Below are 25647 nucleotides of genomic sequence, written 5' to 3'. Positions count from 1 at the left end.
ACAGACTAAGAGAAAAGAGAAGGCTTTCGGGCCTTCTCTTTTTTAGTGTAAATTTTTAGTGGAAGCAGGCTGATGGGACATCTAATTATGTTTGCAGCATTATGGTTAACGGGTCCTGTCCATTTGAATCGCCTCTCCTGTCTGAAAGAGGTAGATATACATTTCACTTACCGGGAAAGGTCTGGCTGCCTCAAGGGCTTCTTTGTAAATATCCAGCTGAACCTGGTATTCCTTTCGTATTCTGTCTTTCTCAGCCTCCGGATCGGCATTTTCCCTGATTCTGCTGCTCTTGTAATCAATGAGGATCATTTCATCTCCCTCTCTGAAGCAGCAGTCTATTATACCCTGGACCATCATGGATCTTCCCTCTCTTTCCATGGTCAGGGTAAAGGGTTTTTCCTTCTCCAGCAGGCCTGCCCTGGATGCTTCCCCTGCCCTCTTTCCCAGGTCAGACCTGAAGAAATCATAGATCCGGTTCATATCAAGGGCCTTGAACACATCTTCATCAACGGCCTTCTTGGATACCAGGTCTTCTGCCATGGTGTCAATGTATGCTGTAGATCCGGCAGAAATTTCATCTGCGGCTCTGGCAAAGTCTGCATATTCCATTATCCGATGATAAGCCGTTCCCTTATCTGCAGCAGAAACCTGTTTTTTCTCCAGAAAATGTTTCAGGGCAATATATGGTCTCTCTTTTCCTTCACTGGTTTCAATTTCGGATTCAGATTGAGAAGAAAATTCCTCAGGCCCCTGGCCTGCCCCCATGGCTCCGTCCATCAGAAGATCTCTTTTTCCTTCATCAAGGCTCTCTTTGCGGAGGCGGCTGACGGAATACTTGGCAGGCAGGATGAAATCTTTTTCATATGGATAGGTGAATTCCAGTCTTCTGGCAACCTCTCCATATCCCTGGCTATCCCGGATTGAGGCCATTTTGCTGTGGTCTGCCATAAAGCTGGTGAAAAAGCTTCTTCCTCCTTCTGCCGGGCTGATATCTGCCGGCCTGATGTAGAATGTGTTGTGGGGAGTTTTCAGCACGTTGTGAAGGATGTCCAGGTATGTGCTGTCCCCTGCCAGACCTCCTTCCAGCTTTTCTTCATTCTTGACGGTTCCCACAAGGATCAGCTGTTCCCTGGCTCTTGTGAAGGCCACATACAGAACACGGATATCCTCCTGATACTCATCTTCTTTCATTTTCTCGTAAATAAGCTGCTGGAGGATGGTAGGTCTGTAATATCCTTTTTCCCTGTCAGAGAAGGTTATGCCTATTCCCTCCTCCGCATCCATGTGGACGCCTTTGTTCAGCTTTGGTTTCTGCCTTCTGGCCCCGAGGCCTGCCACTATTACAAAGGGGAACTCCAGGCCCTTGCTCTTGTGGATGGTCATGATCCGCACCAGGTCGTCGTCCTCCCCTGCTGTCATGGCCTGGCCGGTTTTTATCTCCTTCTTGTTTTTCATGAGCTCAAGATAGCTGATGAAGCTGCTTAAGGATCCTACGCCCCCCTGCCTGTATTCAAGGGCCTTGTCGGCCAGAGCCCTGATATTTGCCTGTTTCTGGGTGCCGCCGTACATTGCGCCGGAAAGCATGTAGAGCCCGGAGTCCACCATTACGTGCCACACCAGCTCCTCCAGCTCCATTGAAACTGCCTGCTCCTGCCACTGGCTTATCTTCTCAGAAGCCCGGGCGCATTTTTCCCTCAGCTCAAGGTCATCTCCCTTGTCCCTGTACCAGAAGAATGCCAAATAGAAAGGCTTGCTTTTTTCCACTGCCTTATGTTCTGAGGCGGAGGCTCTTATCTCTGCCAGCTCTTGGGCAGTGAAGCCGAACACGGCAGAATGGAGAACCGAAATCAGAGGAATATCTCTTCTGGTATTCTCTATTATCTGAAGCAGGGAAAGGGCTATTCCTATTTCAATGGTATCAAAGTATCCCGAATCATCATTTACGTATGCCGGAACCTCTTCGTCCTGCATGGCTTTATAGTAGCTGTCCGCCTTCCGTTTGGTGCTTCTCAGGAGAACTACAATGTCCCTTGGAGTGGCCTTTCTTATTTTTCCTATGCTGCCGTCATAAAAAGGTGTTCCTATAATGGAACGGGCCTTCTTGGCCACGAACCTGGCCTCAGCATCTACATCGGACAGGGACTGCTGATCTTCTCCCTCTCCTTCTGTTTCAGCGTCTCCAGGCTCACTGCCTCCGCCAGCTCCAGCCAGAGAAATGAGATTTTCCTGGCTGTCACCAGACTCATCAGCCTCTCCTCCGTCCCTGACCAGAATGTCTACTTCCGGAACAAGATCCATAGACTCATCGTCCTTCCTGCCGTGACGGAGGATGGCATTTTCATCGTAGCCAGGCATTATCTCCCGGAAAATATCATTTATGTATCTTACAGTTGAATTGCTGCTGCGGAAATTGCTGTTCAGGGATATGGACAGAGCGTCTTTGTTTTCTGGAGCCCTGTATTCCTCCATGGTGCGGATAAAAATACCCGGCTCGGCCTGGCGGAATCTGTAGATGCTCTGTTTCACATCCCCCACCTTGAAGACATTGTCCTTCCTGGAGATCCGGGATATAAGGGCTTCCTGAATATAGTTGGTGTCCTGGTATTCGTCTATGAAAAAATACTTGTATCTTTCCCGCAGTTCTCCGGCGATTTCATCATCACGGAGGATGGCGATAGCCATGTGCTCAATATCGCTGAAATCCACTGCATTGAGCTCTTTCTTGCCAGCTGAATACCTTTTCTCGAACTCCTTCAAAAGGGAAATATAATATCTCAGGTATTTTTCCGTATCGTACATCTCTGAAAAAGCCTTCTCCAGCCCTTCAGGTGCAAAATCCCAGGGGATTCCCTTCAGTTCGTCCTTGTATATTCCCCTTCTTTCCTTAACCTCTTCCTTGATCTCATCGTATATTTCCTTCTCCCCTGCCTCCTTTTTCGTGCAGGTGAGCCTGACAAATGATGGTTTCTTCAGCCACGCCAGCAGGTCCTCGTCGACACCGCTGCTGACCGCCATTTCCCTGATGTTCTGGATTTCCTCCAGGTCCGGCCTGAGTTTCACAGCCATGGCGGCACAGCCCGAATCCTCAAGGAATCTGATGGTTTCCTGGCAGATTTCCTCAGCATCTCTGATGCGTTTTATAACTGATTCACACATTCTGCCATATACCGGAGAATTCTGGACTGATCCCTTATCCCCCAGATCTCCGGCTCTTTCCTCTGCCCATGCAAAGTAATCCGGCATGGCTCTCAGCTTGCCGTAGGTGCTTATCAATTCATCTCTGATGCTGTCCTCTTTCCGCTCTTCACTGTAATGATCCATGAAATCACGGAAAGATCCCCCTGGTATCAGGTGATCATCTTCGAAACAGTCCTCAAACAGCTGTTCCATGGTTTCCATCTGCAGCAGGGTATTCCTGGTGTCGTCGATAATGGAAAATCCCGGCTCCATGTCAGTCTTGTAGAAATACTCCTTGATTATTCTCAGGGCAAAACCATGAAAGGTGGAAATATTAGCCTTGTACATGATGTCCAGCTGGCGTCCCAGAGCTCTCCGCCTGCTCTTATCTCCCGAAGAGGCCATTTCCTTTCTGATAGCCTTGATCAGCTTCAGTTTCATCTCCGCAGCTGCAGCATTAGTAAAGGTAACCACCACCATCTGGTCTACATCTGCCAGACCTGAAAGAATCATTCCTATGATCCTCTGCACCAGGACCGCCGTCTTTCCCGATCCTGCAGCTGCAGACACCAGAACGCTTTTATCAACAGTATCTATCGCTTTCTGCTGTTCTTCCGTAAACTTGATTCCAGCCATATTTCCTCCCGGCTCCCATCTAAAAATACTGTTCTGATTCTACTACAGCACCAGATGAAATGCACGGCCCCAGCCTGCCCCGGTCAGAGACCGCTCCGGGAACTGGCAATATGTAAGGTTTTTAAGTGAAAAAAATTTTGTTATAATGCACAGGTAACGAGGAAAGGAAAGGGAATGTCAGATGGCGATTGTTGCCGCTGTTCATGATTCCTGTATATCCGGAGGTTATTATGAAACACAGACCAAGTATGCTTATGATTCTTGACGGATTTGGCTGGAGAGAAGAAGCTCAGGGCAACGCCATTGCTGCAGCCAGCACACCGAATCTGGACAAGATTTTTAAAACTTATCCACTTATTACACTGCAGGCCAGCGGTGAGGCTGTAGGCCTTCCAGATGGCCAGATGGGCAATTCCGAAGTAGGCCACCTTAACATCGGAGGTGGTCAGGTAGTTCTTCAGGATCTCCCGAAGATAACAAAGGCTGTGAAAGATGGAGATTTCTTCGAAAATCCTGCTCTTCTCAGGGCCATGAAGAATGCTGCAGAAAACAACACCACCCTTCATCTCATGGGTCTTCTCTCTGATGGAGGAGTGCACAGTCACATTGACCACCTGCTGGCCCTTCTGGACATGGCAAAGGTTAACAACGTTAGTGATGTGGTAGTCCACTGCTGGCTGGACGGAAGAGATGTGCCGCCAAGAAGTGCTGCCGGTTATTTTGAGAAACTTGAGAAGCACATGGAAGAAACTGGTCTGGGACGCATAGGCGTTATTTCAGGACGTTTCTATGCTATGGACAGAGACAAGAGGTGGGAAAGACTTGAGAAAGCCTATGATGCCCTGGTGCTCTCTGAAGGTCCTAAGGCAGAAAACTGGCAGACGGCTCTGGAAAACAGCTACGCCGACGACGTATCTGACGAATTCGTAGTACCTGTAGTGGTCACCCCGGAACCGGTGAGAGACGGAGATTCTGTTATCTTCTTTAACTATCGTCCTGACAGGGCCAGAGAGCTGACAAGAGCCCTTACAGATGCGGATTTCCAGGGATTCAACCGCAGAAGTCTGCCGGAAAACCTGGTGTTCGTATGCATGGCCCAGTACGACGAAACTCTCACCAATGTACAGATCGCATATCCTCCTGAAGTTGTAGAACCTACACTGGCTGAGACCATCTCAAAGCTGGGACTCAGGCAGCTCCACATTGCCGAAACAGAGAAATACGCTCATGTAACCTTCTTCCTTAACGGAGGACTTGAGAAGCCCTATCCGGGAGAAGACAGAATTCTGGTGCCTTCCCCAAAGGTGGCCACCTACGATCTGCAGCCTGAAATGAGCGCCCCTGAGGTAACTGAAAAAGCTCTTGAGGCTATCAGATCTGACAAATACGACCTGATTATTCTCAACTTCGCCAATGCAGATATGGTTGGACATACAGGAGTTTTCCAGGCCGCAGTAAAGGCCATAGAGACGCTGGACAGCCTTGTGCCTCAGCTTGTTGATGAGATTCTTGCAAAAGACGGCCAGGTTCTCCTTACGGCAGATCACGGCAATGCGGACATTATGATCGACGGCGAAGGAAACGTCGTAACAAAACACAGCCTGTCTCCTGTACCTCTTTGCCACATATGCAAAGAGCCGGTATCCTTTACATCGGACACCGGCAAACTTGCTGATATAGCACCTACCCTCCTCACTCTCATGGGACTGGAAGTTCCTGCTGGAATGACGGGAAAAGTGCTGGTTTAATATTCATGATCTTCTTCTTTCCCTGTCTTACCGGGTTTCTCCAGACTTTTCAAGAATTTCAATAGCATCGATATATCCCTGAAAGCCTCTTCCGGCCACTGTGGCCAGGGAGGCTTTTCTTATGTAGGAGATTTTTCTGAACTCTTCTCTGGAGTCGGGATCTGATATGTGTACTTCAACAGTGGGAATGCCCACAGCCTTTACTGCATCAGCTATGGCCACACTTGTGTGGGTGTAGGCAGCAGGATTGATTACGATTCCATCTACACCGTCAAAATACGCCTGCTGAATGCGGTCCACCAGGTCTCCTTCGTGATTGGACTGGAAAAATTCCAGCTGGTTTCCCTCTCCTTTTTCATTTCTTATAAAATCTACGAGATCTTCATAGGTGTCCTTTCCGTAGATCTGGGGCTCTCTTATTCCCAGCATGTTCATGTTCGGACCGTTAATTATCAGTATCTTCATTCTGTTCCCCTTCCTCGATGAACTGATCGAACCTCCTCACAACGTAACGGGCAAAGGAATTAATATCTCTGTTGTAGGAATTTCTGACGAAACCCTTTCCCTTTTCATTTCTGTTCCTGCCGTTTCTTCTCTTGCCCCGGTTCTCCTTGTCCTCGCCGGCTCCGAAAAAATGGCCGTTATGTATCTTTATATCCGCAGTTTTTTCGTATATCCAGCCCCTTTCGTGAAGGAGTTTTTCCACGCCCTTGCCCTGGCTTAAAGGCCTGTTCTTTACAGAAAGCATGGACAGCGGCCTGCTTATATATATAACCACACTGTTTGCCCTGAGCCACATTCTGTTCTCAGGCTTAAGCACCGAGCCGCCGCCGGTGGCAATAACTTTTCCTCTGCCCGCACAAACTTCCTTTATGGTTTCTGTCTCAATCTCCCGCAGCACCTTCTCTCCCCGGGCCGGGTCGCTGATTATGGCCGCCGGACGGTTTCCTGTTTTTTCCTTGATTACCAGATCTGTGTCAACCAGCTCTCTCCCGGTGATTTTTGCTATGCGCTTGGCAATAGTGGATTTTCCGCTGCCAGGCATTCCCACCAGCACAAGATTCATCTGGTTTCTTCTCAGCTCTGTTCTTATGCGCTTCAGATATTCTCTGTCATTCAGGCGGATGTCATGGGGATCTCCCCACTCCCGGGCCCAGATTCTGCTGCTTTCCACAGCCTGTCCAATGAGCATGTCCAGTCCGTTAACCGTCCTGATTCCTGCTTTCTCCGCCTCTTGAATGAATTTAGTTCTGGCCGGATCGTATATCAGGTCCTCTGCCAGGTCCAGGTTCTTGAATTCCCTGAAATTCCCGTAACCCTCCATAGGTGACTTGTCCCTTTTGTCACCCATTCCTGCCGGAGTTCCATTGATTATGATGTTTACATCCAGGTGATTCCTGATATCCTCATATCCGATCATGGAAAATCGGGTTTCTGGCCCGTCCTCCGGTGCTTTTTTCCCGGAAGGGTTTCTGGAAACCATAAACACCTGTGCTGCCTTCAGTTGTTTAAGGCTCTCGGCCACTGCCGCCGAGGCTCCTCCTGTTCCCAGCACAAGGACCTTACTGCCCTTTACAGGAACGCCTGTGTTTTCCAGGTTCATCTTGTGTCCGGCCACATCTGTGTTATACCCAATGAGCTTGCCCTCTCTGGTTCTCAAAATCGTGTTCACCGCCTGAAGTTTGCCGGCTTCTGGAGAAAGCTCATCTAAGTAATTAATAACAGTCCTCTTGTATGGACTTGTAACATTGAAACCTTTATACTTTGGATTCCTGATGACCCTTTCCAGATCTCCTTCTTCCAGACACAGGCTGCTGTATCCGTAGCTTCCGAGAAAACTGTGAAGCACTGGAGACAGGCTGTGGCTCACCGGATTTCCCAGCAGTGCGTACTCCTGCCTCTCCTGGAGAACGTCCAGCAGAGCCAGAGCCGTTACAGCCTCAATAACCGGCAGGGCCCTTGGCACTGCACACACATCGTGCCGCCCTTTTATCTCTATCATCTCGTTTCTCCCTGAAATGACATTTACCGTTCTCTGCGGTCTGGAGATAGAAGGAATAGGCTTGATGGCAACGTCAAAAACTATATCCATACCCGTGGAGATTCCTCCCAGAATGCCTCCATGGTTGTTGGTGTGGGTTACTATTCTTCCTCTTTCGTAAAAAAATTCGTCGTTGTTCTCAGATCCCCGTATCCTGGCGCTGTCAAAACCTCTGCCGAATTGGATTCCCTTCACTGCAGGAACGCCGAAAACAGCCTGAGAGATTTTTCCCTCAAGGCCCTGGAACATGGCTCCTCCCACGCCTCCTGGAAAACCAGACACTCTGCAGCTGATTATTCCACCAGCAGAATCCTGATTCCTGCGGCAGTCCTCCAGAATTCTTTCTATTTCTTCCGGATCTGAAGCTCCTCCAATTTCCTTCATCTCTGTCTCAATATTCACTCCCTTTTTTTCAAGGATCTGAATAGCAATGGCTCCAGGAATGCACATGGCAGCAGTCATCCTCCCGGACCACTGCCCCCCTCCCGGCCTGAGTCCTCTGGTTCCGTATTTCAGATAGGCTCCCAGGTCTGCATGGCCCGGCCTGAGCTGTCCCTTGAAGGAAGAATAATCCCCTGATCTGGTATTCTCGTTTCGGATCACTGCCTTTATGGGTTCCCCTGTAATGCGGAGCCTTACTGCGCCGGAATCAGCTTCTGAATCAGTGCCATCACTGCTGCACTTTTCAACACCTGAAAGGAAAATAACCTTGTCTTTCTCATTTCTGGCTGTTGAAGCTGCACTTCTCAGCTGACCCCCTTTCTTTCCAGGGGACCGCCTGTCCATAAAACTCTGAAGAACAACCGGATCGAACTCCTCTCCTTCCGGAAATCCGCTGATAACTGCTCCTATTTCCTTGCTGTGAGATTCCCCGAAAATCTCTATTCTGAAATTGTCTCCGTATACTGACGACATATCCTTCTCCTCCAGTCCATTTCCCAGCCTTTCTCACCGGCTTCTATTGTTTTCTCCAGATCCCCATGGACATGAACTGTTTGTCTGCTGATTAAACCCTATTATACAAAAAGTGGAAATCTAATGATCTCCACCTTAAAGTTTCCATATTGTGCTAACAAACTATTCTTCTTCAGTATCTTCAGCCTCTTCATCTCCGGCTTCTGATTCTTCATCTGAGTCTTCTTCAGACTCATCCTCATCTGTCTCATCATCAGAAATATCTGTTTCAGACACATGTACAGGCTCAGTCTGGACCTCTTCTTCCTCAACTCTCCTGTATGTAATAAGGTCTTCTGAGATCTCATAGGTAGCTGTGCTTACAGGGCGCTCCTTCTCATGCTCTGTGAGTACAGGCTTGCCATCAATAATATCTCTGGCTCTCTTCGCAGCCAGCATTGCAAGAGTGTACTTGCTGTCAGCCTTCTCAGTCAGCTCGTTAATAGATGGGTACAATAACATTTATTCTTCCTCCTCATATTTGCGTACAACAGGCATTATCTTGTCAGGAACCCGCAGGCCCTCTGCCCTTATAATGCTTTCTGTCTTCATTACCGCATCATCCAGATTATCATTCACTACGCAGTAGTCGTATTCACCCAGAAGTTTGATCTCATTTAAAGCCTTGGACAGCCTCTCTTCCACTACCTCAGGAGCGTCTGTGCCTCTTCCTGACAGCCTCTTCCTCAATTCCTTCAGAGATGGAGGAAGGAGGAATATGAGCACGCTCTCAGGCATGGATCTCTTTACCTGCAGGCCTCCCTGGATGTCAATTTCAAGAAGAACATTGTGATTCATAGCCAGCTTCTTCATAACCGCATCTCTCGGTGTACCGTATCTGTGGTTATATACTTCTGCGTGTTCAAGAAGATTTCCCTGTTCAATGTTCTCCAGGAATTCATCTTCCGTAACGAAAAAGTAATCTCTTCCCTCTACCTCGCCTTTCCTGGGTTCTCTGGTTGTCATAGAAACGGACAGGTCCATGTGCATATCCTGCTTGATCCTCTTGCAGACTGTTCCCTTGCCCGTACCTGAAGGGCCTGAAATCACAAACAGCTTCCCCTTACGGCTGATCAAATCTTTCATAACTGATTCCTTTCTGTGACTAGATATTTTATCACAGAAACCCGCTATCCTTCAAGGTTCTGCAATGTTTTTCCAAAGACTCCCTTTCATTCTTATGCCCAGTATTTCAGGGGTTTCGTTCCTATGCTATATTCTGTACCTGTTCCCTGATTTTCTCTATTTCAGCTTTAAGATCGATCATCAGGGCCGTAATCTTCGTGTCGTTGGACTTGGAACCTATGGTGTTGGCTTCCCTGTTCATCTCCTGAACCAGGAAGTCTATTTTCTTTCCTATGGCCTGGCTGTCATCTTCTACGAACTCTTTAAGCTGATTAATGTGGCTGTCCAGGCGCACCAGTTCTTCAGTTATGTCCGCCTTGTCTGCAAATACAGCTGCCTCCACCAGTATTCTTTCCTCTGGAATTTGAACGTCGCTGCCCAGCAGTTCGCTTATTCTAGCCTTCATCTTGTCCTTATAGTCGCTTTTAACCATAGGGGCTCTTTCAACTATCTGAGCCCTGATATTGCTGATGATTTCTGCTCTTTTCAGTATATCCTCTGCAAGCTTCTTTCCCTCTGTTTTCCTCATCTGCATCATCCCATCCACAGCCATGTTGACGGCTGTCATTATCTGGGATGTAACAAGATCTTCGTCTTCTTTTACAGGCATGCACTTGATGACATCTGGCATTTCCGCCAGCAGCTTCAGAGACATTCCTCCATTACCTTCCGTTCCGAAGCCGAAGGCGTCCTGCAGTTGAGAGAGGGCGCTGTAATACTGCTTTGCAGTGGCCATGTTGACCCGGATGTCACCGGAGGACTGGTTGAAATCATCAACTGTAATCGTCACTTCGATTTTTCCCCTCTTGAGCCTTTCCTTTACAGTGCTTCTGATCTTCTCCTCTGCAAAGGCATATTTCTTAGGCATCTTTACATATACATCGCAGTATCTGTGGTTCACTCCCTTCATTTCTGCGGTAATGCTTCTGCTGTCATCAATGTACTCTCCTCTTCCGAATCCCGTCATACTGCTGATCATAAATCTGTACCTCTTTAACTTAACAGTCTCGTAATATTTATGCATGACAGGCGCCTGCTTTCTCCTAATCTATGCGGCGCCATACCTTTGTATTTTACCACTTTGAAACCACAGTTAACAGCGGGCCTTTCGTTGAAAATCACCGTTTCTGATGATATAGTAGTAGGGATTTTGTAAAGAGGCGACCGGCTTCAAAGGGACAATACATGGGCAGGACCTGTAATTGTCCACTTTGAAACCAGTTTTGCCAGAAAGGGAATTATGGCTTTTGACGGAATATTTACCATGGGTATGGCCGGTGAACTGTCCCGGATCCTGACCACAGGTAAGATAGATAAAATATACCAGCCTTCTCCGGAGGATCTGATTCTCCAGGTCCACACCAGGAACGGCAACTACAGACTAATAGGCTCCTGCGGCAGTCAGTCCGCCAGAGTGTGCCTCACAAATGAGAAATACAGAAACCCGGTAACTCCTCCAAATTTCTGCATGCTCCTGAGAAAATACATACAGGGAGCCAGAATAATGGACGTGCACCAGAAGGATTCTGAAAGAATCCTGGAAATAGATCTGGAGGCCCAGACAGAGATGGGGTTCGATGTTTCCAGAAGGCTCATTTTTGAGATCATGGGCAAACACAGCAACATCTGCCTTATTGATCTGGAGTCAGGAAAGATTCTGGACTGCATCAAACACATATCCATCGACGTAAACAGATACCGGCAGCTTCTTCCCGGAATTGTCTACAAGTATCCTCCTGCACAGGAAAAGATTCCTTTCCGCCAGTGGGCAGAAGACCCGTCACTGGTTCCTATGCCTGACCAGGTTAACAGCAGGTATCTTCTGGATCACATAGGGGGCATTTCTCCGGCAATGGCCAGGGAGCTGGCAGCTGCCCCTTCTCCCGTATCTGAAATTAACCAGATAATACAGAGGGCCCAGTCAGATCATCCGGAAGCCGTTGTGTATGTTGATGAGAAATCAGGCCCCCGGGAGTTTCACCTTTGTCCACTTGGGGAATACTCAGGCCTTGAGGAAAAAATTTTTCCTGATCTCAGCAGCGCTGCGGAGTATTACTTCTCTCACCGGGCAAGCAGCAACATGGTGAAGCAGAAGTCTGTTCCTCTTCAGCGAACTGTAAAAGCCGCTCTGGACAAGGCCCAGCTTAAGAAGCAGCGTCTTGAGGAGGACCTTCTGAGAGCCAGGAATTCCCAGAAATACCGGCTTTACGGCGAACTGATCACTGCAAATCTCCACAATATAAAACAAGGATCTGAGACAGCCCAGGTAATCAATTACTACACAAACGAGCCGGTAACCATACCTCTCAGCCCAAAGCTGTCTCCATCCAGAAATGCTCAGCACTATTTCAAGAAGTACAGCAAAGCTCACACTGCCATCCATGAAAAGCAGAGCCAGCTGGAGGAAACTGACAGCGATATTCAGTATCTGAACTCCGTCCTGCTGAACATCCAGCGGGCTGACTCTGAGGAGCAGCTGGACCAGATCCGGGAGGAACTTACTGAAACCGGTTATGTAAGAGCCCGGAAGAAGGCGGGAATCAAAAGGCCTAAGGCGAAGATGGCCCCGTTGAAATACCAGCTTCCTTCTGGAGAAACTATCCTTGTAGGCAGAAACAACAAGGAAAACGACTGGCTAACAACGAAGCACGCCTCAAAGAACGACCTCTGGTTCCATACTAAGGACATTCCAGGGTCCCACGTTATCCTGCCACTGGAACCGGGACAGACTGCCGACGATGTTCCGGCTGAAACCATTTATGCAGCTGCCTCGGCTGCTGCATGGCACAGCAAGGCCCGGGAGTCAGAAAACGTTGCCGTGGACTTCGTTCCCGTCCGCCACGTAAAGAAACCGGCAGGTGCAAAGCCGGGAATGGTGATTTTCACCCACAACACCACAGTTTACGTTAACCCGAAACTGCCTGATACCACAGATACCAAGGCAGATTAACAGAACAAAAAACAAGAACAGACAGACAGCTCACCGAAATGGAGAGGCAGTCTGCCTGTTTTGTATAATCTCATGAAGCTCTTAAGCTATCCTCAGAGCCTTTCCTCAGGGTCTTCTCTTTCCCTTCAGTTTTTTCCTGGTCTTAGGCTTCATTACCGAATAACCGAAGAAACCCAGAGGTTTCCTGTTCAGTGAAAAATATTCGCCGTGGCAGTAGGCCGTAAGGTCCATGTTCTCGAACTGGTATTTACCCTTTTCGTCGATAAGTCTTTCATCAATGTGAACTGATACAATTTCAGCCAGGAACATGTCGTGGCTTGGAAGCTCTTTCACCTCTTTAACGACGCACTCAAGGCTGAGAGGTGATTCAGCTATCATGGGAGCCCTGACCACCTGTCATTTCTCCTTTGTCAGACCTGTTTCCTTGAACTTGTCCACATTCCTGCCGGATTTAACACCGCAGTAATCGCACCATCTTGTAAGATCTGCAGAGGTCAGATTGATGACAAATTCCCCGGTTTCTCTGATTATCTGGTGAGAGAACCTTGATTTTCTTATTGAAACGTATGTCATTGGAGGATCTGTGTTCACTATTCCAGTCCACCCTACAGTGATGATGTTGCTGTTTTCCATTGTGCCGCAGCTCACCATAACTGAAGGCAGTGGATACAGCATAGGGCCAGGCTTCACCGTGACTTTTCTGGCCGGTGTCCGTCCCTCAGCTTCCTGCCTCTTTCCGCCGGTCTTCTTCGATTTGGAAAAATTATTTCCCTCTGGCCTGTTCTTTGGACCGTAAGATTTTCTGTTTTTTCTGGTTTTTTTCTTTTCCATTAGAGGCGCTGCATCTTCCTTTCAAAAAAAACGATTTCATTGTCCGTTCAGTTTCCCCTCGCAGCAGTCCGAAGCCTATCTCCCGCCGGTCTTCTTTTTTTCCAGAACATCCACCGCCTTCTGAAACTCCTCCGGAATGGGCACGGAAAATTCCATGTATTCACCAGTCCGTGGATGGACGAAACCCAGAACTCCCGCATGAAGCATCTGCCCGCTGGTTTGGAAGGGTACCTTTCTGTTCTTCGGGCCGTAAAGTGGATCACCTACCAGAGGATGTTTTATATAAGACATGTGAACCCTTATCTGGTGGGTCCTTCCTGTTTCCAGAACACAGGACACCAGAGTGTACCCTCCGAAGCGCTCCAGCACCCTGACGTGGGTTACAGCCTCCTTCATGTTGCTTCCTCCCACACACCGCTTCATCCTGTTGTTGTAATCTCTTCCGATAGGCTGGTCAATTGTGAGAGAATCCTGCTGAATGTTGTCAAAAACCAGGGCCGTATACCTTCTGGTCACCGAGTGTTCCCTGAGCTGGAGAGCCAGAGATTCGTGGGCCTGGTCGTTTTTTGCAGCCATGAGAAGGCCGCTTGTGTCCTTGTCGATTCTGTGGACTATCCCGGGCCTTATCACACCGTTTATTGAAGACAGGCTGTTGCCGCAATGGTAAAGCAAGGCGTTTACCAGGGTTCCGTCAGGATTTCCCGGCGCCGGATGGACCACCATGCCCTGAGGCTTGTTTACAACGATCAGGTCCTGGTCTTCGTAGACGATTTCTATGGGTATGTTCTGAGGCTCAGCTTCCAGAGGCTCCGGATCTGGAAGTTCAAGAGTTACTGTGTCTCCTGGAAAAATCTTTTTCTTCTTTGACAGTTCCGGGGTTCCGTTTACGGTTACGGCTCCCTGAGAGATGAGGATCTGGGCGAAGTTCCGGGAAATGGTGTCATCTGCCTTGGGGATAAAGGCATCCAGCCTGAGCCCTGAATTTTCATCTGAAGCTTTCAGAGTTCTGATTTCACTCATCTCCATCTCCCCCTTTCTGTTCAGATTGGTCTTTCTTGATATCAGTGTTCTCCCGGCGGTTCCTGTCACCACCTGAACCGGAAGTCTTTTTCTCCTCGAAAAACACAAAGTAAATCAGGAGCAGGGCGCAGCCTCCTGTAACAGCCATGTCGGCCACATTAAACACCGGAAAAACCCTGAAGTCGAACATATCTGTCACATATCCAAGGACTATTCTGTCAATAAGATTTCCAGTTCCCCCGGCCAGAATCATGGCCACAGCCACCTGCTGAAGTCTGCTCTCATGGTTCTTCCTTGCCCAGATCAGGAACACGAGGCAGGCCACCATGAATATTACCGGAATCAGTATGGTGATGAAGGGCTGATTCTGGAACATACTAAAAGCCGCTCCCCTGTTCCTCACATACGTGATATGGAACACGTCCTGTATGACGGGGAGCGTCTCTCCTTCCTGGAAATCGCATCTTATTATATATTTCACCAGCTGATCAGCAGCAATGATCAGGCAAATAAGTCCTGCGATCATCCCTGCTCTACTTCAGAATGATGGTGTCGTCGATCTTTGTCTTCTCGCTGGCAATCTGCTTCAGGCTTTCAGACAGATCGGATACTGTAGCCATCTTCTTTGGAGCGGAATCAGACTGATCCGGAGCAGCCAGTGTGTCGTCGCTCTTTCTTCTGATAACCAGTGTATCCTGGTTCACAGGTTCCTTTGCAGTTTCTGCCTGAGGTCCCAGCTCCTGCTCGATGTCAGGAATATCGCTTCTGTCAATATCAGGCAGAAGGCCGTAATCATCCTGCTCCAGAGCTGCCAGTTCATCCTTCAGCATTCTGCTGTAGTTTGCTCTCAGTCTCTCAACCTTATTCTTGAGAACCAGATGCTCCTCGTTAAGCTTTCTGACAGTTGTCTTTGCCTCCAGAAGCATGTTCTCTGCTTCCAGCTCAGCATCTCTCATCATCAGCTCTGCTCTTCTCTCAGCACTGGCTGAAATATCAGCCATGAGTCTCTTGGCTGTTTCCAGTGTTTCCAGCATAGCTGTATCTGACTTCTGAGCCTCACTTACCTGCTTCTCCAGGAACTTGATCTTGTGAGCCATGTTCCTGTTGTCAGTGAGAACCTTCTCATAGTCAACTATGATAAGATCCAGGAACTCATCTACCTCTCTGGAGTTGTATCCCTTCTTATCTCTGCTGAATTCTTTCTTGTCGATATCCACCGGCATTATCATTTGTGCGTTACCTTACCTTTCGTGCGCTTCACCGGAACAGCCGGGTCAGCCAAAATTGTTACATCTATTAGAAAATCAAAAATATCAGTCGTATTACCAGACTTTCCACCACTTCAATCAGCAGAAATGCCACCAGCACTGAAAAATCCAGGGCTCCTGTATTGAACCTGGACATAGCCTTTCTTATGGGTGCCACAATAGGCTCTGTCAGCTCCACAGCAAATCTGTATATGGATGTTACAGGAGAACTTCCGCTTCCTGCGAACCAGCTCATCAGAGCTCTGAGAACCAGCAGAAAAATCAGTATCTCACAGAACCAGTGAACGGCCCTGGCCAGAATAACCGCCATGGAACCTACCTCCACGGGCTGCGGTTATCTCCATATCCGGCATCATTGCTTTCTCTGTTGACTTTTGCCGCAATATCCACATTTGCAGGGGCAAATATGAAAATATTTGAAGTAACCTTCTGAACGTTTCCGTTAAGAGCGTATGTGGCGCCGCTCATGAAGTCGAACATCTTTCTGGCCAGGTCTGTCTCCACCCTCTCCAGATTGATTATAACAGGCTTTCTGGACTTAAGATTGTCCACCAGCTTTGTGCACTCGTCAAAATTAGCCGGTTCAATTACCAGCATCTTGAAAGGCCCTGATCCGTTCATGGACATTCTCTTTGCCTGAGGCCCCCTTGAAATCATAGGAGCAATCTGCTCGTACTGGGCATTTCCCTTTACTCCAGTATCCTTGTTTCTCTGTTCAGCAGCTGGCTTCGGAGCCTCTTTCTTGTTCAGTCTTGCCTTTGCTTCTTCAATTTCTTCTTCTGTTATTTCAATTTCATCGTCTTCGGTGTCAGTTCCGAGAACGGTGTTCATTATCCCTTTTAATCCCATGTCTTCGTCCTCCATCACATGTTACGAACGTGTTGCTGTCAGCCGGTGTCTCAGGTTTATGCCGGCTCAGACAATCTAATATTTATTATACAGTAATTCCCGGCAAAATATATATGATTGGAAGGATTTTCAAAATTTCCACACAGTTTCACCCCTCCATCTTCTTCATGTAAAAATTCATCTGACTGTTGCCAGGTTTCGGGACTGCTGTAAGATTTCTTATCTGTAGTTTCTTTTTCCAAAAATCGCGCTTCCCACTCTCACAATTGTGGAACCTTCTTCAACGGCCGTTTCATAATCTCCGCTCATTCCCATGGAAAGGGTGTCAATAAGAGCCCTGTCTTCAGGAAGACCCAGCTGCTGTAATTTTTCAAAGAGTTCTCTTGTCTCTCTGAAATACTTTCTGGAAACTTCCGGATCCTCTCCATAAGGGGGTATGCACATAACACCTCTGAGCCGCACGTTCTCGCAGGTATCTGTAATTTCTTTTGCAAGATCCATAAGCTCCTCAGCCTGAATTCCTGTCTTCGTCTCTTCCTCTCCTACGTTGATTTCTATGAGGATATCCATGACCAGACCGGCGTTTCCGGCTCTCTTGTTGATTTCTTCTGCCAGATGGAGAGAGTCTACTGAGTGAATCATGACTACCTTGTCTATGATCTGTTTAACCTTGTTTGTCTGCAGGTGACCTATAAGGTGCCATCTTACAGGCTTAACATCCTCATACTTGCTGAGCAGTTCCTGGACCTTGTTTTCCCCTATATCCGTAGCTCCTGCGTCAATGGCTTCATTAATCTCATCCACAGTGTGGAGCTTTGTAACTGCCATCAGTGTTATGTCCTCTGGGTTTCTGCCGGCCCTTAATGCTGCCTGATTTTTCTTGTTCAATACTTCCAGATAATTCTCTCTTACTCCCATTTGTGCACTTCCCTTCTGGTGTTATTTCAAAACACTGGCTTCTTTAATTTCGTTTTTTCCCGGATTCTTCAGCACTTCATCGTACACTGTCATCGTTTTGTGGAAATTACCATCGCTGTCCATGTACAGATCCTGGTAGACGGCAGCTTCCTCTCCGTTGTCGGCCTTTATCATAACCGGCTTGAAAATCAGCTTTCCCACCTTGTTCTTAACGATGACGCCGGTCTGACCTTTTTTCTTCACAATGCTGCTGCACTTAACTACAATTCCATCTGCGCTGGCATTGGTCACCGAAACTGATACCTTTCTTTTGCTTAGCATTGACTTGAACATCATGTTGGAATCAATTGCCACCCGGTATTTGCTTCCGTCCTTTGTTACGGAGCGTACGGTGCCTGTTACGTCGTTGCTTTCATCAGGGAATCTCATGGTGACGCTGCTTCCCTCAGTGTAATGATTCTTCTGGTCTTTATCTACAAAAAAGATAACGAGCCAGTCGCCGTTTGTGACGATCTTGAACACAGGTTCTCCCTTTGCCACAGAACCTGTTCCGAATTTCTTCACCGAGGTGTCCCCGTACTTATCAAGATATTTTTCCGTGATCTTATCTGCTCTGGATGTGGTGAGCTTCCCTTCTGACCCGTCTATGTAATAGCTTACGTATCCTGAAGCCGAGGCCACACCTTCCTCTGCACTTTCTGCTTTTTTTCCAAGAGCCTTCAGGATGCTCTCAGATGATCCTGATTTCTTGCTGTCGCCCTTTCCTGTTATCTCTATTATCCGGGAATTACCATTTACCAGCTGTCCCTCTTTGGCCAGCTGATTTATTGTGCCACCGGAAGGAGCTGTATACACAGTTTCATCCCTTACAATATAGGCATCTACATCATCTGTTACATCTACACTGCCGTATTGTGCCACATAGGATCTGTCAAAAACTCCTGCTACTGAAGGCAGCACATATATTATTATCATGCAGATGATCACTGCGGCTGCCCACAGCAAGATTCCCATTTTCGTTTTTCTTTTCATGCTATCCGCCTGCTATCAGCTCTATTTTCTATCATGGTTTTCAATGATGTGAGAAAAACCCATTTCAATCAGAGTCTTTTTTTCTTTTTTTGTAAAAGTCCTGTTCTTGAGATATTCCTCCAGCATCTCCGGCCTGTTTCTTCCGGTGATTTCCATTGATTTTCCCAGTCTCCAGATGTCTATGGCTCCGTGATCTCCGCTGAGGAGAATTTCCGGCACCTCTCTTTCACCTATGGATCTTGGTCTCGTATACTGGGGATATTCAAGCAAACCGGAATATACACTTTCTTCCATTACAGATTCATTGCTGCTGAGGACCCCCTCAATGAATCTGGCCGACGCATCGATCAGAATCATTGCAGGCAGTTCACCTCCGGTAACCACATAATCTCCTATGGTGATTTCCTGAGCACCCAGCTCATCCAGAATTCTCTGGTCTACGCCCTCATAATGGCCGCAGAGAATGGTAATTTCCTCCTCCTGGGATATGTCTCTTGCCAGTTTGCCTGTAAGCTGCTGTCCCCGGGGAGACATGTAGATAACCCTGCCTCCCATTTTATTCTCTCTGAAAGCATCAATCACAGGCTGGTACTGCATGACCATCCCCGGGCCTCCTCCGAAAGGGGTGTCATCAACCCGGTTGTGCTTGTCCTCAGTATAATCTCTGATATTTACAATGTTGTACTGGAGAATACCTTTCTCCCTGGCCCTTCCCAGCATGCTCTCATTCAGAGGTGAAAACATTTCCGGAAAAATTGTCAGAATATTTATCTTCAATTTCTATACCTGTCCTATCTGGTCTTAATCAAGGAAGCCCGGAATCAGAGCCACTTTGATGACTTCGTTCTCAGTGTCGATTTCCCTGACAAAATTCTCCACTGCAGGGATCATAACATCTCCGGCATCTTCCCTCTCTACTACGTATACCTCCTGAGGGGTGTTGGTCAGTATGTCCTTTACAGTTCCAATTTCCCTGGCTGAATTAAGATCATACACCTTCATGCCGATCAGGTCTTCTACATAGTGATAACCTTCAGGAAGCTCTTCAAGATCTTCTTCGTCCATAAAAAATTCAGTATTTCTAAGGGAATCGGATGCGTTCCGGTCTGCAACGCCCTCCAGTGCAGCAATTACCGTTCCGTTGTGATTCCGGACACTGCGCACTGTGAAAGGTTTTTTTCCACCTGAAACACCCAGGTATACCTCTGCCCCCTTCTTGAAATTAACAGTCTCTTCATTATAAAGAGTGACTTTCATCTCGCCCTTCAGGCCCACTGAGGAAGTAAATCTTCCCATCCTGACAAACTTTCTGTCTTCCATTCTGTTACCTCCCCGCAGATCTTCTAAAAAGCCGGATTTTTCCCATTTTGTCTGACTGATTAACTCTTAGATTTTACATTATCCCGTGATTCATTTCAATTACGGCTCAGTTACGGCCATTGCACTCTACCGTCACACCTCAAAAAAAAGGAGCACGCAGCTCAGCCGCATGCTCCTTATGTTTTTTCTTGCTCATCGCACAGCGTTTTCTCGCTTGCTGCTATTCATCGATGATATCGACAGTCACCCTTTTATTCTGCTTGATCGCTGCAGCCTTGACGACTGTTCGGATAGCCTTGGCGATACGGCCCTGTTTTCCGATAACTTTTCCCATATCGTCCTTCGCTACCCTGAGACTGACAACAATGTTATTGCCATTTACCTCTTCGGTGACTACGACCTCGTCCGGATTAGCTACGAGAGACTTTGCGATTGCCTCTACCAGCCCAGACATAGTCTGCACCTACTTTATAATGCCTGACTTCTTCAGCAGGGATCTTACTGTCTCAGTAGGCTGAGCTCCGTTGTCAAGCCACTTCTGAGCCTTCTCAGCGTCGATCTTGATCTCTGCAGGATCCTTCAGTGGATCGTATGTTCCCAGCTCCTCAATGAATCTTCCGTCTCTTGGTGTACGGGAGTCTGCTACAACTACTCTGTAGAAAGGCTTCTTGTGAGCTCCGATTCTCTTCAGTCTGATCTTTACCATTATTTCCTCCTTGGTATGTTTATTATGTGAAAAGACTATTTTGACCGGGCAGGTTCTTGCGACTATGCCCGTTATATTGCTAAGCGGAAGATTCCGCTACATCAATCCTCTGAAAAGTTTATTTCTCTTGAGAGCTTTCGGATTGTTGAATTTCTTCATCATGGCTCTCATCTCTTCATAGCTCTTGATAAGCTTGTTAATTGTATTGACGCTCTGTCCGCTTCCTGCGGCAATGCGCTTTCTTCTGCTGGCGTTCAGGATCTTCGGATTTGCCCGCTCTTCCTTGGTCATTGAAAGGATTACCGCCTTGTATCTATCCAGTTCCTTTACGCCCCGCTCTGTATCGATGTTTCTCTTGTCAGCAGCGCTTATTCCTGGGATCATATCAAGTATCTTGGCTACTCCCCCCATCTTGTTGATCTGCGCCATCTGGTCAAGAAAATCATTGAGATCGAACTGATTCTTTCTGAACCGTTCTTCTATTCTGTTAGCTTCTTCCTCAGTGTATGTGGATTCGGCTTTTTCGATGAGAGACATAACGTCTCCCATTCCCAGTATTCTTGAAGCTATTCTTTCAGGGTGAAATGGTTCGAGAGCATCGTATTTCTCGCCTACACCCATAAACTTAATAGGCTTGCCTGTAACTGCCTTGGCAGAAAGGGCTGCACCGCCTCTGGAATCACCATCCATCTTGGTCATGATAATTCCGTCAACGCCCAGTCTCTCGTCAAACCCTGTAGCAATGTTTACAGCGTCCTGACCGGTGAGAGCGTCCACTACGAGAAGGATCTCGTGAGGTCTGATCTCTTTCTTAAGGCTGGACAGCTCGTTCATCAGATCTTCGTCGATTTGAAGTCTTCCGGCTGTATCCACAATGAGAACGTTCAATCCCATGGATTCAGCCCTGTCGATGGCCGCCTTTGCAATCTTCACCGGATCCTTCTCGTCTCTCATGGTGAAAACCGGTGTGTTCACAGCCTTACCTACTATTTCCAGCTGATCTATGGCTGCAGGTCTGTAAACGTCACATGCGCAGAGCATAGGCTTCTTTCCGTTCTGTTTCAGCCAGGATGCCAGCTTGCCGCAGGTGGTAGTCTTACCAGTTCCCTGGAGACCTACCAGCATGTAGATTGTAAATCCGCTGGAGGAATAGGTGAGACGGCTGTTGGTACCTCCCATCAGTTCCACCATCTGATCTTTGACGATCTTCACTACCTGCTGGCCCGGGGTGAGGCTCTTCATAACCTCGGCTCCAAGTGCCTTCTCTTTCACTTCTGCCACAAACTTCTTTACAACCTTGAAGTTTACATCGGCTTCCAGAAGTGCCAGGCGAACTTCCCTCATGGCAGCATCAATGTCCTTCTCGGATACAACGCCTTTGCCCTTCAGGTGCTTGAAGGTTTCCTGTAATTTTTCAGATAATCCTTCGAATGCCAATTCTATCTCCTTATATGTGAATATGAGTAATTTCTGTGTAATTAAATGAGTTTCACGGGATCAGCAGCTCATAATTTCTGATTCTTGCTGTGATCTACCTTGATTCTTTTGTTTAAACAGGGATCATTCACCGAGAAAACTTATAATCTTCTCCAGTTCGCTGAGCCTTTTCTGGGCATCTGAATCCCCGGATACGGATGTTCTCAGGCTTTCAGCTATCTTTGATGCGCGGGCCGCTTCCCTCTTGTTCCTTGAAAACCTTTCAACCAGTCCCAGCGCTTCTTCGAAGGAGACCAGCTTTTTTTCCGCCTGCTTAAGAGTGTAATGAACGGCTTGCCTTGAGGTGCTCAGATCCTCTGCTATCTCTGACAGTGAAAGATCGTCTTCGTGGTACAGCTCCATCACCGTCCTCTGCTTGGCCGGAAGCAGCTGTCCGTAGAAATCGAAAAGGAGACTGTTGAACTCCACCTTCCCTATTTCATCTGATCCAATTGTTCTTGAATCAGCCATAATCTACCTCCTGTCTGCAGTCGCAAGTAATAATATAGCAATAAAAGAAGGGGCTGTCAATGATTTTCTTTGACAGTCCCTGTACTTTTCTAAACGTCAACAGGAATAATTCCATCCTGCTGTGGTTCTACTCGTCACCCCAGAAATTCAGCTCTGAAGGATCCATTCCAATGTCTCTTGCGTGGAAAACAGGGTTGAGTCCTGCTTTCTTCTGTTTCATGTAATCGTCCAGTGCTTTGTATACAACTCCTCCGATGGCAATGCAAACCGGAATGTTGATCAGCGCCATGCCGCCCATTGTAATGTCTGCAAGGGCCCAGGCTGCATCCATTGGAATCACTGCACCTACAACTACTACCAGACAGCAGATTATTCTCCAGCATGTCATGAACTTCTTTCCTGGCATCTTCTTGTGATTGAGAAATGCCAGAGCGTTGTCCACATAATAGAGGTTGCCCAGCAAGGTGGTAAATGCAAACATCAGCATTGCGATTGTAATGAAAGTAGGTCCGTACTTGCCGAATACTGTTGAAATAGCTGCCTGCACGTAAGGGGCTCCTGCAGAATCAGCTGTTCTCGGAACTCCGGAGAAAACGCACATAAGTGCTGTTGCAGTACAGATCAGCAGTGTGTCGATGTATACGGAAAGCATCTGAACCAGTCCCTGTTTAACAGGATGGGACACCATGGCAGATGCAGCAGCGTTAGGAGCAGATCCTACGCCAGCTTCGTTTGAGTAAAGTCCTCTCTTGATACCGTATACCATGCAGGATCCTGCAACTCCACTGAAAATGCTCTTGAAATCGAAGGCATCAGAGAAAATCATTACGAACACTGATGGCAGGACTTTAATATGCGCAATGATTACAATCAGTGAAATCAGCACATATGCAGCACCCATGAAAGGCACAAGGACTCCCGTAACCTTTACGATCTTCTTGCCTCCGCCCATAATGCAGATTCCCACAAGAATTGCAATTACAATACCGATTATCAGCGGGGTAGTCTTTTCGTTGTAAAAATCGTAAACAGCGAAGGTGGACTGAAGGTTATATGAACACAGAAGGTTAAATCCAAAAGCATATGTGGCAATCAGGAACAGCACGAACAATGTTGCCAGTCCCTTCTTGTGTAGAGCACTTTCAATGTAGTACCCCGGTCCTCCATAGCAGCCGTTTTTCTTATCACCGTGTTTGTATATCTGAGCAAGAGTACTTTCCACAAAAGCGGAAGCTCCTCCAATAATCGCCAGAAGCCACATCCAGAATATTGCTCCAGGGCCTCCCAAAACAACAGCAGTGGATACTCCGATAATATTTCCCGTTCCAACTCGTGATGCAGTTGAAACCATAAGTGCCTGGAAAGATGAAACCTGATTATCACCCTCCGGCTTCTCCATCACAACCCGGACAGATTCCCCGAAAAGCCTGATTTGAGCAAACTTAATTCTTCCAGAAAAATAAAGTCCCCCTGCGATCAATACGATTATCAGCACTGGATAGTACAGATAACTGTCGATCGTATTAAGCACATTTACCATAATAAACTCCGTTCTTAATACCGTAGAAATAACAAAACAGAGCACCAACATACCAAAATCCGTGCTCTTCATATAGTTTTGCATAAACCTTCAATCTATTCAAGAATTGTCCTTCTTTTTTTACAAAAAACGTGTTGTTAAATTGGATGATTGACTGGTGACCCCTGGGTTGTGATGATTAGTTAGTTGATGGGCTTGCGGCCGGCTGGTTCACGGCTGACGGCTGGCGGCCGGACCGGCGGCTGGTTGACGGCTGGCGGCCGGATCGGCGGCTGCAATTAGCTGACAGGCTGACGGACGACATGGTGTTTGATAAATTGGTTCTGGAATGACTGGCGGCCGGACCGGCGGGATTGTGGTGAGGTGGATTTTATATGAGCTTCCATGATATAGGAACTTTTTTGTATACCATGGAAATTATCCTTCTCGGTCTCCATGATACAGAAACATTTCCATATATCATGGAAATGTTCCTTACCGACCTCCATGATATATAAGTTCTTTTGTATATCATGGAAAATCTCCTACCTCAGTTCCATGGAATGGAACGATTTCCGTATACCATGGAGATTTTCTTCATCTCCTGCCTGCAAAAGAATGCTACAGCAGTACTGATCAAGTATTTTAAGGATAGAACTGCTCCTTGTTGTTGTTTCGAGCAGTTCTATAGGCAAATTTGCCACTTTCTACTGCTCGCGGATAACTTATCGAGCAGTACTCTTTCCACCTTTTCACTTCACTACTGCTCCGACACCTCTCTTCGAGCAGTAGTGATTAAGAATTCTCTCGTTTCTACTGCTCCTTATTACAGTCCCGAGCAGTTCTATAGGCAAATTTGCCACTTTCTACTGCTTGCAGAGAACAAATCGAGCAGTACTCCTTCCCCTTTTTTACTTCACTACTGCTACAACGCCCCTATTCGAGCAGTATTGATTAAGCATTCTTCTGTTTCTACTGCTCCTTGTTACTGTCCCGAGCAGTTCTATCAGCAGATATGCCGATTTCTACTGCTCGTGTAACAAGAATCGAGCAGTACTCTTTCCACCTTTTCACTTCACTACTGCTCAGACGCCCTTGTTCGAGCAGTATTGATTAAGCATTCTTCTGTTTCTACTGCTCCTTGTACTGTCCCGAGCAGTTCTATCACCAGATATGCCAATTTCTACTGCTATCTTAGCTGCCCACGTAACGCTGCTATTCTCCGAAGCACCTTCTAGCATATATAACAAAAGAGACACCCTTTCGAGTGTCTCTTTTTCCTAACTGGCGACGTCCTAATTTCCCGGGCAGCTTCCCGCCAAGTATCATCAGCGCTGAAGAGCTTAACTTCTGTGTTCGGGATGGGAACAGGTGTATCCTCTTCGCTATTGTCACCAGATATGAGCAGTAAGAATATCTCCGTTTTCCTTCTGCTGTTTGTGAGAGCAGCGCCCTCAAAATTGAATAACACTTCCAAGTTCTTGAAAACCATCTGGTCAAGTTCTCGACCTATTAGTATCAGTCAGCTGAATGAATCGCTTCACTTACACTTCTGACCTATCAACGTGGTAGTCTCCCACGGGTCTTACCTTTCGGAGGAAATCTT

22 protein-coding genes, 2 rRNA genes and 1 pseudogene are annotated in these 25647 nt (G+C 47.3%); 2 read left to right on the top strand and 23 right to left on the bottom strand.

The genetic code is table 11. From position 1 onward, the window contains the following. Positions 1-105 precede the first annotated feature (105 nt). Positions 106-3813 (bottom strand): UvrD-helicase domain-containing protein, encoded by a 3708-nt coding sequence (locus FYJ66_RS00125; RefSeq protein WP_154571502.1) that lies wholly within the window; start codon positions 3811-3813, stop codon positions 106-108. 230 nt (positions 3814-4043) lie between these two features. Here FYJ66_RS00125 and gpmI point away from each other — a divergent pair, with 230 nt between their 5' ends. Beyond that, positions 4044-5561 carry a 2,3-bisphosphoglycerate-independent phosphoglycerate mutase gene (gene gpmI, locus FYJ66_RS00120; protein ID WP_154571501.1) on the top strand — a complete coding sequence of 506 codons (1518 nt, stop codon included), beginning with the start codon at positions 4044-4046 and terminating at the stop codon, positions 5559-5561. Positions 5562-5588: 27 nt separating this feature from the next. On the opposite strand, the gene FYJ66_RS00115 is transcribed toward gpmI, so the two are convergent. From FYJ66_RS00115 to FYJ66_RS00095, 5 genes are all read right to left on the bottom strand, one after another. Further along, a complete protein-coding gene (locus FYJ66_RS00115) occupies positions 5589-6026 on the bottom strand; it encodes a type II 3-dehydroquinate dehydratase (RefSeq protein ID WP_154571500.1) in 438 nt (145 codons plus the stop codon). Then, positions 6007-8517, bottom strand: a complete 2511-nt coding sequence (locus tag FYJ66_RS00110; protein WP_154571499.1) for a chorismate synthase — start codon at positions 8515-8517, stop codon at positions 6007-6009. The genes FYJ66_RS00115 and FYJ66_RS00110 overlap by 20 nt, the downstream gene beginning before the upstream one ends. 162 nt (positions 8518-8679) lie before the next feature. Beyond that, a complete protein-coding gene (gene rpoZ, locus FYJ66_RS00105; RefSeq protein WP_154571498.1) occupies positions 8680-9018 on the bottom strand; it encodes a DNA-directed RNA polymerase subunit omega in 339 nt (112 codons plus the stop codon). Further along, positions 9019-9642 carry a guanylate kinase gene (gene gmk / locus FYJ66_RS00100; protein WP_154571497.1) on the bottom strand — a complete coding sequence of 208 codons (624 nt, stop codon included), beginning with the start codon at positions 9640-9642 and terminating at the stop codon, positions 9019-9021. It abuts the gene before it with no gap. A gap of 121 nt (positions 9643-9763) precedes the next feature. Next, positions 9764-10660 carry a YicC/YloC family endoribonuclease gene (locus tag FYJ66_RS00095; protein WP_154571496.1) on the bottom strand — a complete coding sequence of 299 codons (897 nt, stop codon included), beginning with the start codon at positions 10658-10660 and terminating at the stop codon, positions 9764-9766. Positions 10661-10921: 261 nt separating this feature from the next. On the opposite strand from FYJ66_RS00095, the gene FYJ66_RS00090 reads away from it, so the two are divergent. Next, positions 10922-12631, top strand: a complete 1710-nt coding sequence (locus FYJ66_RS00090; RefSeq protein WP_154571495.1) for an Rqc2 family fibronectin-binding protein — start codon at positions 10922-10924, stop codon at positions 12629-12631. A gap of 105 nt (positions 12632-12736) precedes the next feature. On the opposite strand, the pseudogene FYJ66_RS00085 reads toward FYJ66_RS00090, so the two are convergent. From FYJ66_RS00085 to FYJ66_RS00005, 17 genes and pseudogenes are all read right to left on the bottom strand, one after another. Continuing rightward, a pseudogene (locus FYJ66_RS00085) lies at positions 12737-13306 on the bottom strand (flavin reductase family protein). 231 nt (positions 13307-13537) lie between these two features. Continuing rightward, complete coding sequence (locus FYJ66_RS00080; RefSeq protein ID WP_268878582.1) at positions 13538-14482, bottom strand: RluA family pseudouridine synthase; 945 nt, start codon at positions 14480-14482, stop codon at positions 13538-13540. After that, complete coding sequence (gene lspA / locus FYJ66_RS00075; protein ID WP_154571493.1) at positions 14475-15008, bottom strand: signal peptidase II; 534 nt, start codon at positions 15006-15008, stop codon at positions 14475-14477. The genes FYJ66_RS00080 and lspA overlap by 8 nt, the downstream gene beginning before the upstream one ends. 7 nt (positions 15009-15015) lie before the next feature. Further along, positions 15016-15711: a DivIVA domain-containing protein gene (locus tag FYJ66_RS00070; protein ID WP_154571492.1), complete on the bottom strand. Its 696-nt coding sequence runs from the start codon at positions 15709-15711 to the stop codon at positions 15016-15018. Between the two features lie 67 nt (positions 15712-15778). Beyond that, positions 15779-16060 carry a YggT family protein gene (locus FYJ66_RS00065; RefSeq protein ID WP_154571491.1) on the bottom strand — a complete coding sequence of 94 codons (282 nt, stop codon included), beginning with the start codon at positions 16058-16060 and terminating at the stop codon, positions 15779-15781. A 5-nt stretch (positions 16061-16065) separates the two neighbouring features. Then, positions 16066-16599 (bottom strand): cell division protein SepF, encoded by a 534-nt coding sequence (locus FYJ66_RS00060; protein WP_206156927.1) that lies wholly within the window; start codon positions 16597-16599, stop codon positions 16066-16068. 219 nt (positions 16600-16818) lie between these two features. After that, the gene (locus tag FYJ66_RS00055) at positions 16819-17517 is read right to left on the bottom strand and encodes a YggS family pyridoxal phosphate-dependent enzyme (protein WP_154571489.1); all 699 of its coding nucleotides are present in this window, start codon (positions 17515-17517) and stop codon (positions 16819-16821) included. A 21-nt stretch (positions 17518-17538) separates the two neighbouring features. Continuing rightward, complete coding sequence (locus FYJ66_RS00050; protein ID WP_154571488.1) at positions 17539-18549, bottom strand: biotin/lipoyl attachment domain-containing protein; 1011 nt, start codon at positions 18547-18549, stop codon at positions 17539-17541. Between the two features lie 21 nt (positions 18550-18570). Next, the gene (gene trmD / locus FYJ66_RS00045) at positions 18571-19326 is read right to left on the bottom strand and encodes a tRNA (guanosine(37)-N1)-methyltransferase TrmD (RefSeq protein WP_154571487.1); all 756 of its coding nucleotides are present in this window, start codon (positions 19324-19326) and stop codon (positions 18571-18573) included. A 24-nt stretch (positions 19327-19350) separates the two neighbouring features. After that, the gene (gene rimM / locus FYJ66_RS00040; protein WP_154571486.1) at positions 19351-19869 is read right to left on the bottom strand and encodes a ribosome maturation factor RimM; all 519 of its coding nucleotides are present in this window, start codon (positions 19867-19869) and stop codon (positions 19351-19353) included. Between the two features lie 220 nt (positions 19870-20089). After that, a complete protein-coding gene (locus FYJ66_RS00035) occupies positions 20090-20323 on the bottom strand; it encodes a KH domain-containing protein (protein ID WP_154571485.1) in 234 nt (77 codons plus the stop codon). A gap of 9 nt (positions 20324-20332) precedes the next feature. Then, positions 20333-20575: a 30S ribosomal protein S16 gene (gene rpsP, locus FYJ66_RS00030; RefSeq protein ID WP_154571484.1), complete on the bottom strand. Its 243-nt coding sequence runs from the start codon at positions 20573-20575 to the stop codon at positions 20333-20335. A gap of 96 nt (positions 20576-20671) precedes the next feature. Continuing rightward, positions 20672-22012 carry a signal recognition particle protein gene (ffh, locus tag FYJ66_RS00025; protein ID WP_154571483.1) on the bottom strand — a complete coding sequence of 447 codons (1341 nt, stop codon included), beginning with the start codon at positions 22010-22012 and terminating at the stop codon, positions 20672-20674. A 123-nt stretch (positions 22013-22135) separates the two neighbouring features. After that, positions 22136-22522, bottom strand: a complete 387-nt coding sequence (ylxM, locus tag FYJ66_RS00020) for a YlxM family DNA-binding protein (protein WP_154571482.1) — start codon at positions 22520-22522, stop codon at positions 22136-22138. A 127-nt stretch (positions 22523-22649) separates the two neighbouring features. Then, positions 22650-24062 (bottom strand): alanine/glycine:cation symporter family protein, encoded by a 1413-nt coding sequence (locus tag FYJ66_RS00015; protein ID WP_154571481.1) that lies wholly within the window; start codon positions 24060-24062, stop codon positions 22650-22652. A 1261-nt stretch (positions 24063-25323) separates the two neighbouring features. Next, positions 25324-25440, bottom strand: a 5S ribosomal RNA gene (gene rrf, locus FYJ66_RS00010). Positions 25441-25533: 93 nt separating this feature from the next. After that, a 23S ribosomal RNA gene (locus tag FYJ66_RS00005) occupies positions 25534-25647 on the bottom strand; the annotation flags it as partial.

Source organism: Allobaileyella intestinalis (genome assembly GCF_009695865.1).
In the GTDB taxonomy this organism is placed as follows: Bacteria; Bacillota; Clostridia; order Peptostreptococcales; family Anaerovoracaceae; genus Allobaileyella; species Allobaileyella intestinalis.
Note: the sequence above shows the minus strand (reverse complement) of the source record. Positions and strands in the feature narration are given on the sequence as shown.

Excerpts from the sequence above, each read along its gene's own strand:
- FYJ66_RS00125 (WP_154571502.1), bottom strand. The coding sequence starts at position 3,813 with ATGGCTGGAATCAAGTTTACGGAAGAACAGCAGAAAGCGATAGATACT.
- gpmI (WP_154571501.1), top strand. The coding sequence starts at position 4,044 with ATGAAACACAGACCAAGTATGCTTATGATTCTTGACGGATTTGGCTGG.
- FYJ66_RS00115 (WP_154571500.1), bottom strand. The coding sequence starts at position 6,026 with ATGAAGATACTGATAATTAACGGTCCGAACATGAACATGCTGGGAATA.
- FYJ66_RS00110 (WP_154571499.1), bottom strand. The coding sequence starts at position 8,517 with ATGTCGTCAGTATACGGAGACAATTTCAGAATAGAGATTTTCGGGGAA.
- rpoZ (WP_154571498.1), bottom strand. The coding sequence starts at position 9,018 with ATGTTATTGTACCCATCTATTAACGAGCTGACTGAGAAGGCTGACAGC.
- gmk (WP_154571497.1), bottom strand. The coding sequence starts at position 9,642 with ATGAAAGATTTGATCAGCCGTAAGGGGAAGCTGTTTGTGATTTCAGGC.
- FYJ66_RS00095 (WP_154571496.1), bottom strand. The coding sequence starts at position 10,660 with ATGATCAGCAGTATGACGGGATTCGGAAGAGGAGAGTACATTGATGAC.
- FYJ66_RS00090 (WP_154571495.1), top strand. The coding sequence starts at position 10,922 with ATGGCTTTTGACGGAATATTTACCATGGGTATGGCCGGTGAACTGTCC.
- FYJ66_RS00080 (WP_268878582.1), bottom strand. The coding sequence starts at position 14,482 with ATGAGTGAAATCAGAACTCTGAAAGCTTCAGATGAAAATTCAGGGCTC.
- lspA (WP_154571493.1), bottom strand. The coding sequence starts at position 15,008 with ATGATCGCAGGACTTATTTGCCTGATCATTGCTGCTGATCAGCTGGTG.
- FYJ66_RS00070 (WP_154571492.1), bottom strand. The coding sequence starts at position 15,711 with ATGATAATGCCGGTGGATATCGACAAGAAAGAATTCAGCAGAGATAAG.
- FYJ66_RS00065 (WP_154571491.1), bottom strand. The coding sequence starts at position 16,060 with ATGGCGGTTATTCTGGCCAGGGCCGTTCACTGGTTCTGTGAGATACTG.
- FYJ66_RS00060 (WP_206156927.1), bottom strand. The coding sequence starts at position 16,599 with ATGGGATTAAAAGGGATAATGAACACCGTTCTCGGAACTGACACCGAA.
- FYJ66_RS00055 (WP_154571489.1), bottom strand. The coding sequence starts at position 17,517 with ATGGGAGTAAGAGAGAATTATCTGGAAGTATTGAACAAGAAAAATCAG.
- FYJ66_RS00050 (WP_154571488.1), bottom strand. The coding sequence starts at position 18,549 with ATGAAAAGAAAAACGAAAATGGGAATCTTGCTGTGGGCAGCCGCAGTG.
- rimM (WP_154571486.1), bottom strand. The coding sequence starts at position 19,869 with ATGGAAGACAGAAAGTTTGTCAGGATGGGAAGATTTACTTCCTCAGTG.
- FYJ66_RS00035 (WP_154571485.1), bottom strand. The coding sequence starts at position 20,323 with ATGTCTGGGCTGGTAGAGGCAATCGCAAAGTCTCTCGTAGCTAATCCG.
- rpsP (WP_154571484.1), bottom strand. The coding sequence starts at position 20,575 with ATGGTAAAGATCAGACTGAAGAGAATCGGAGCTCACAAGAAGCCTTTC.
- ylxM (WP_154571482.1), bottom strand. The coding sequence starts at position 22,522 with ATGGCTGATTCAAGAACAATTGGATCAGATGAAATAGGGAAGGTGGAG.
- FYJ66_RS00015 (WP_154571481.1), bottom strand. The coding sequence starts at position 24,062 with ATGGTAAATGTGCTTAATACGATCGACAGTTATCTGTACTATCCAGTG.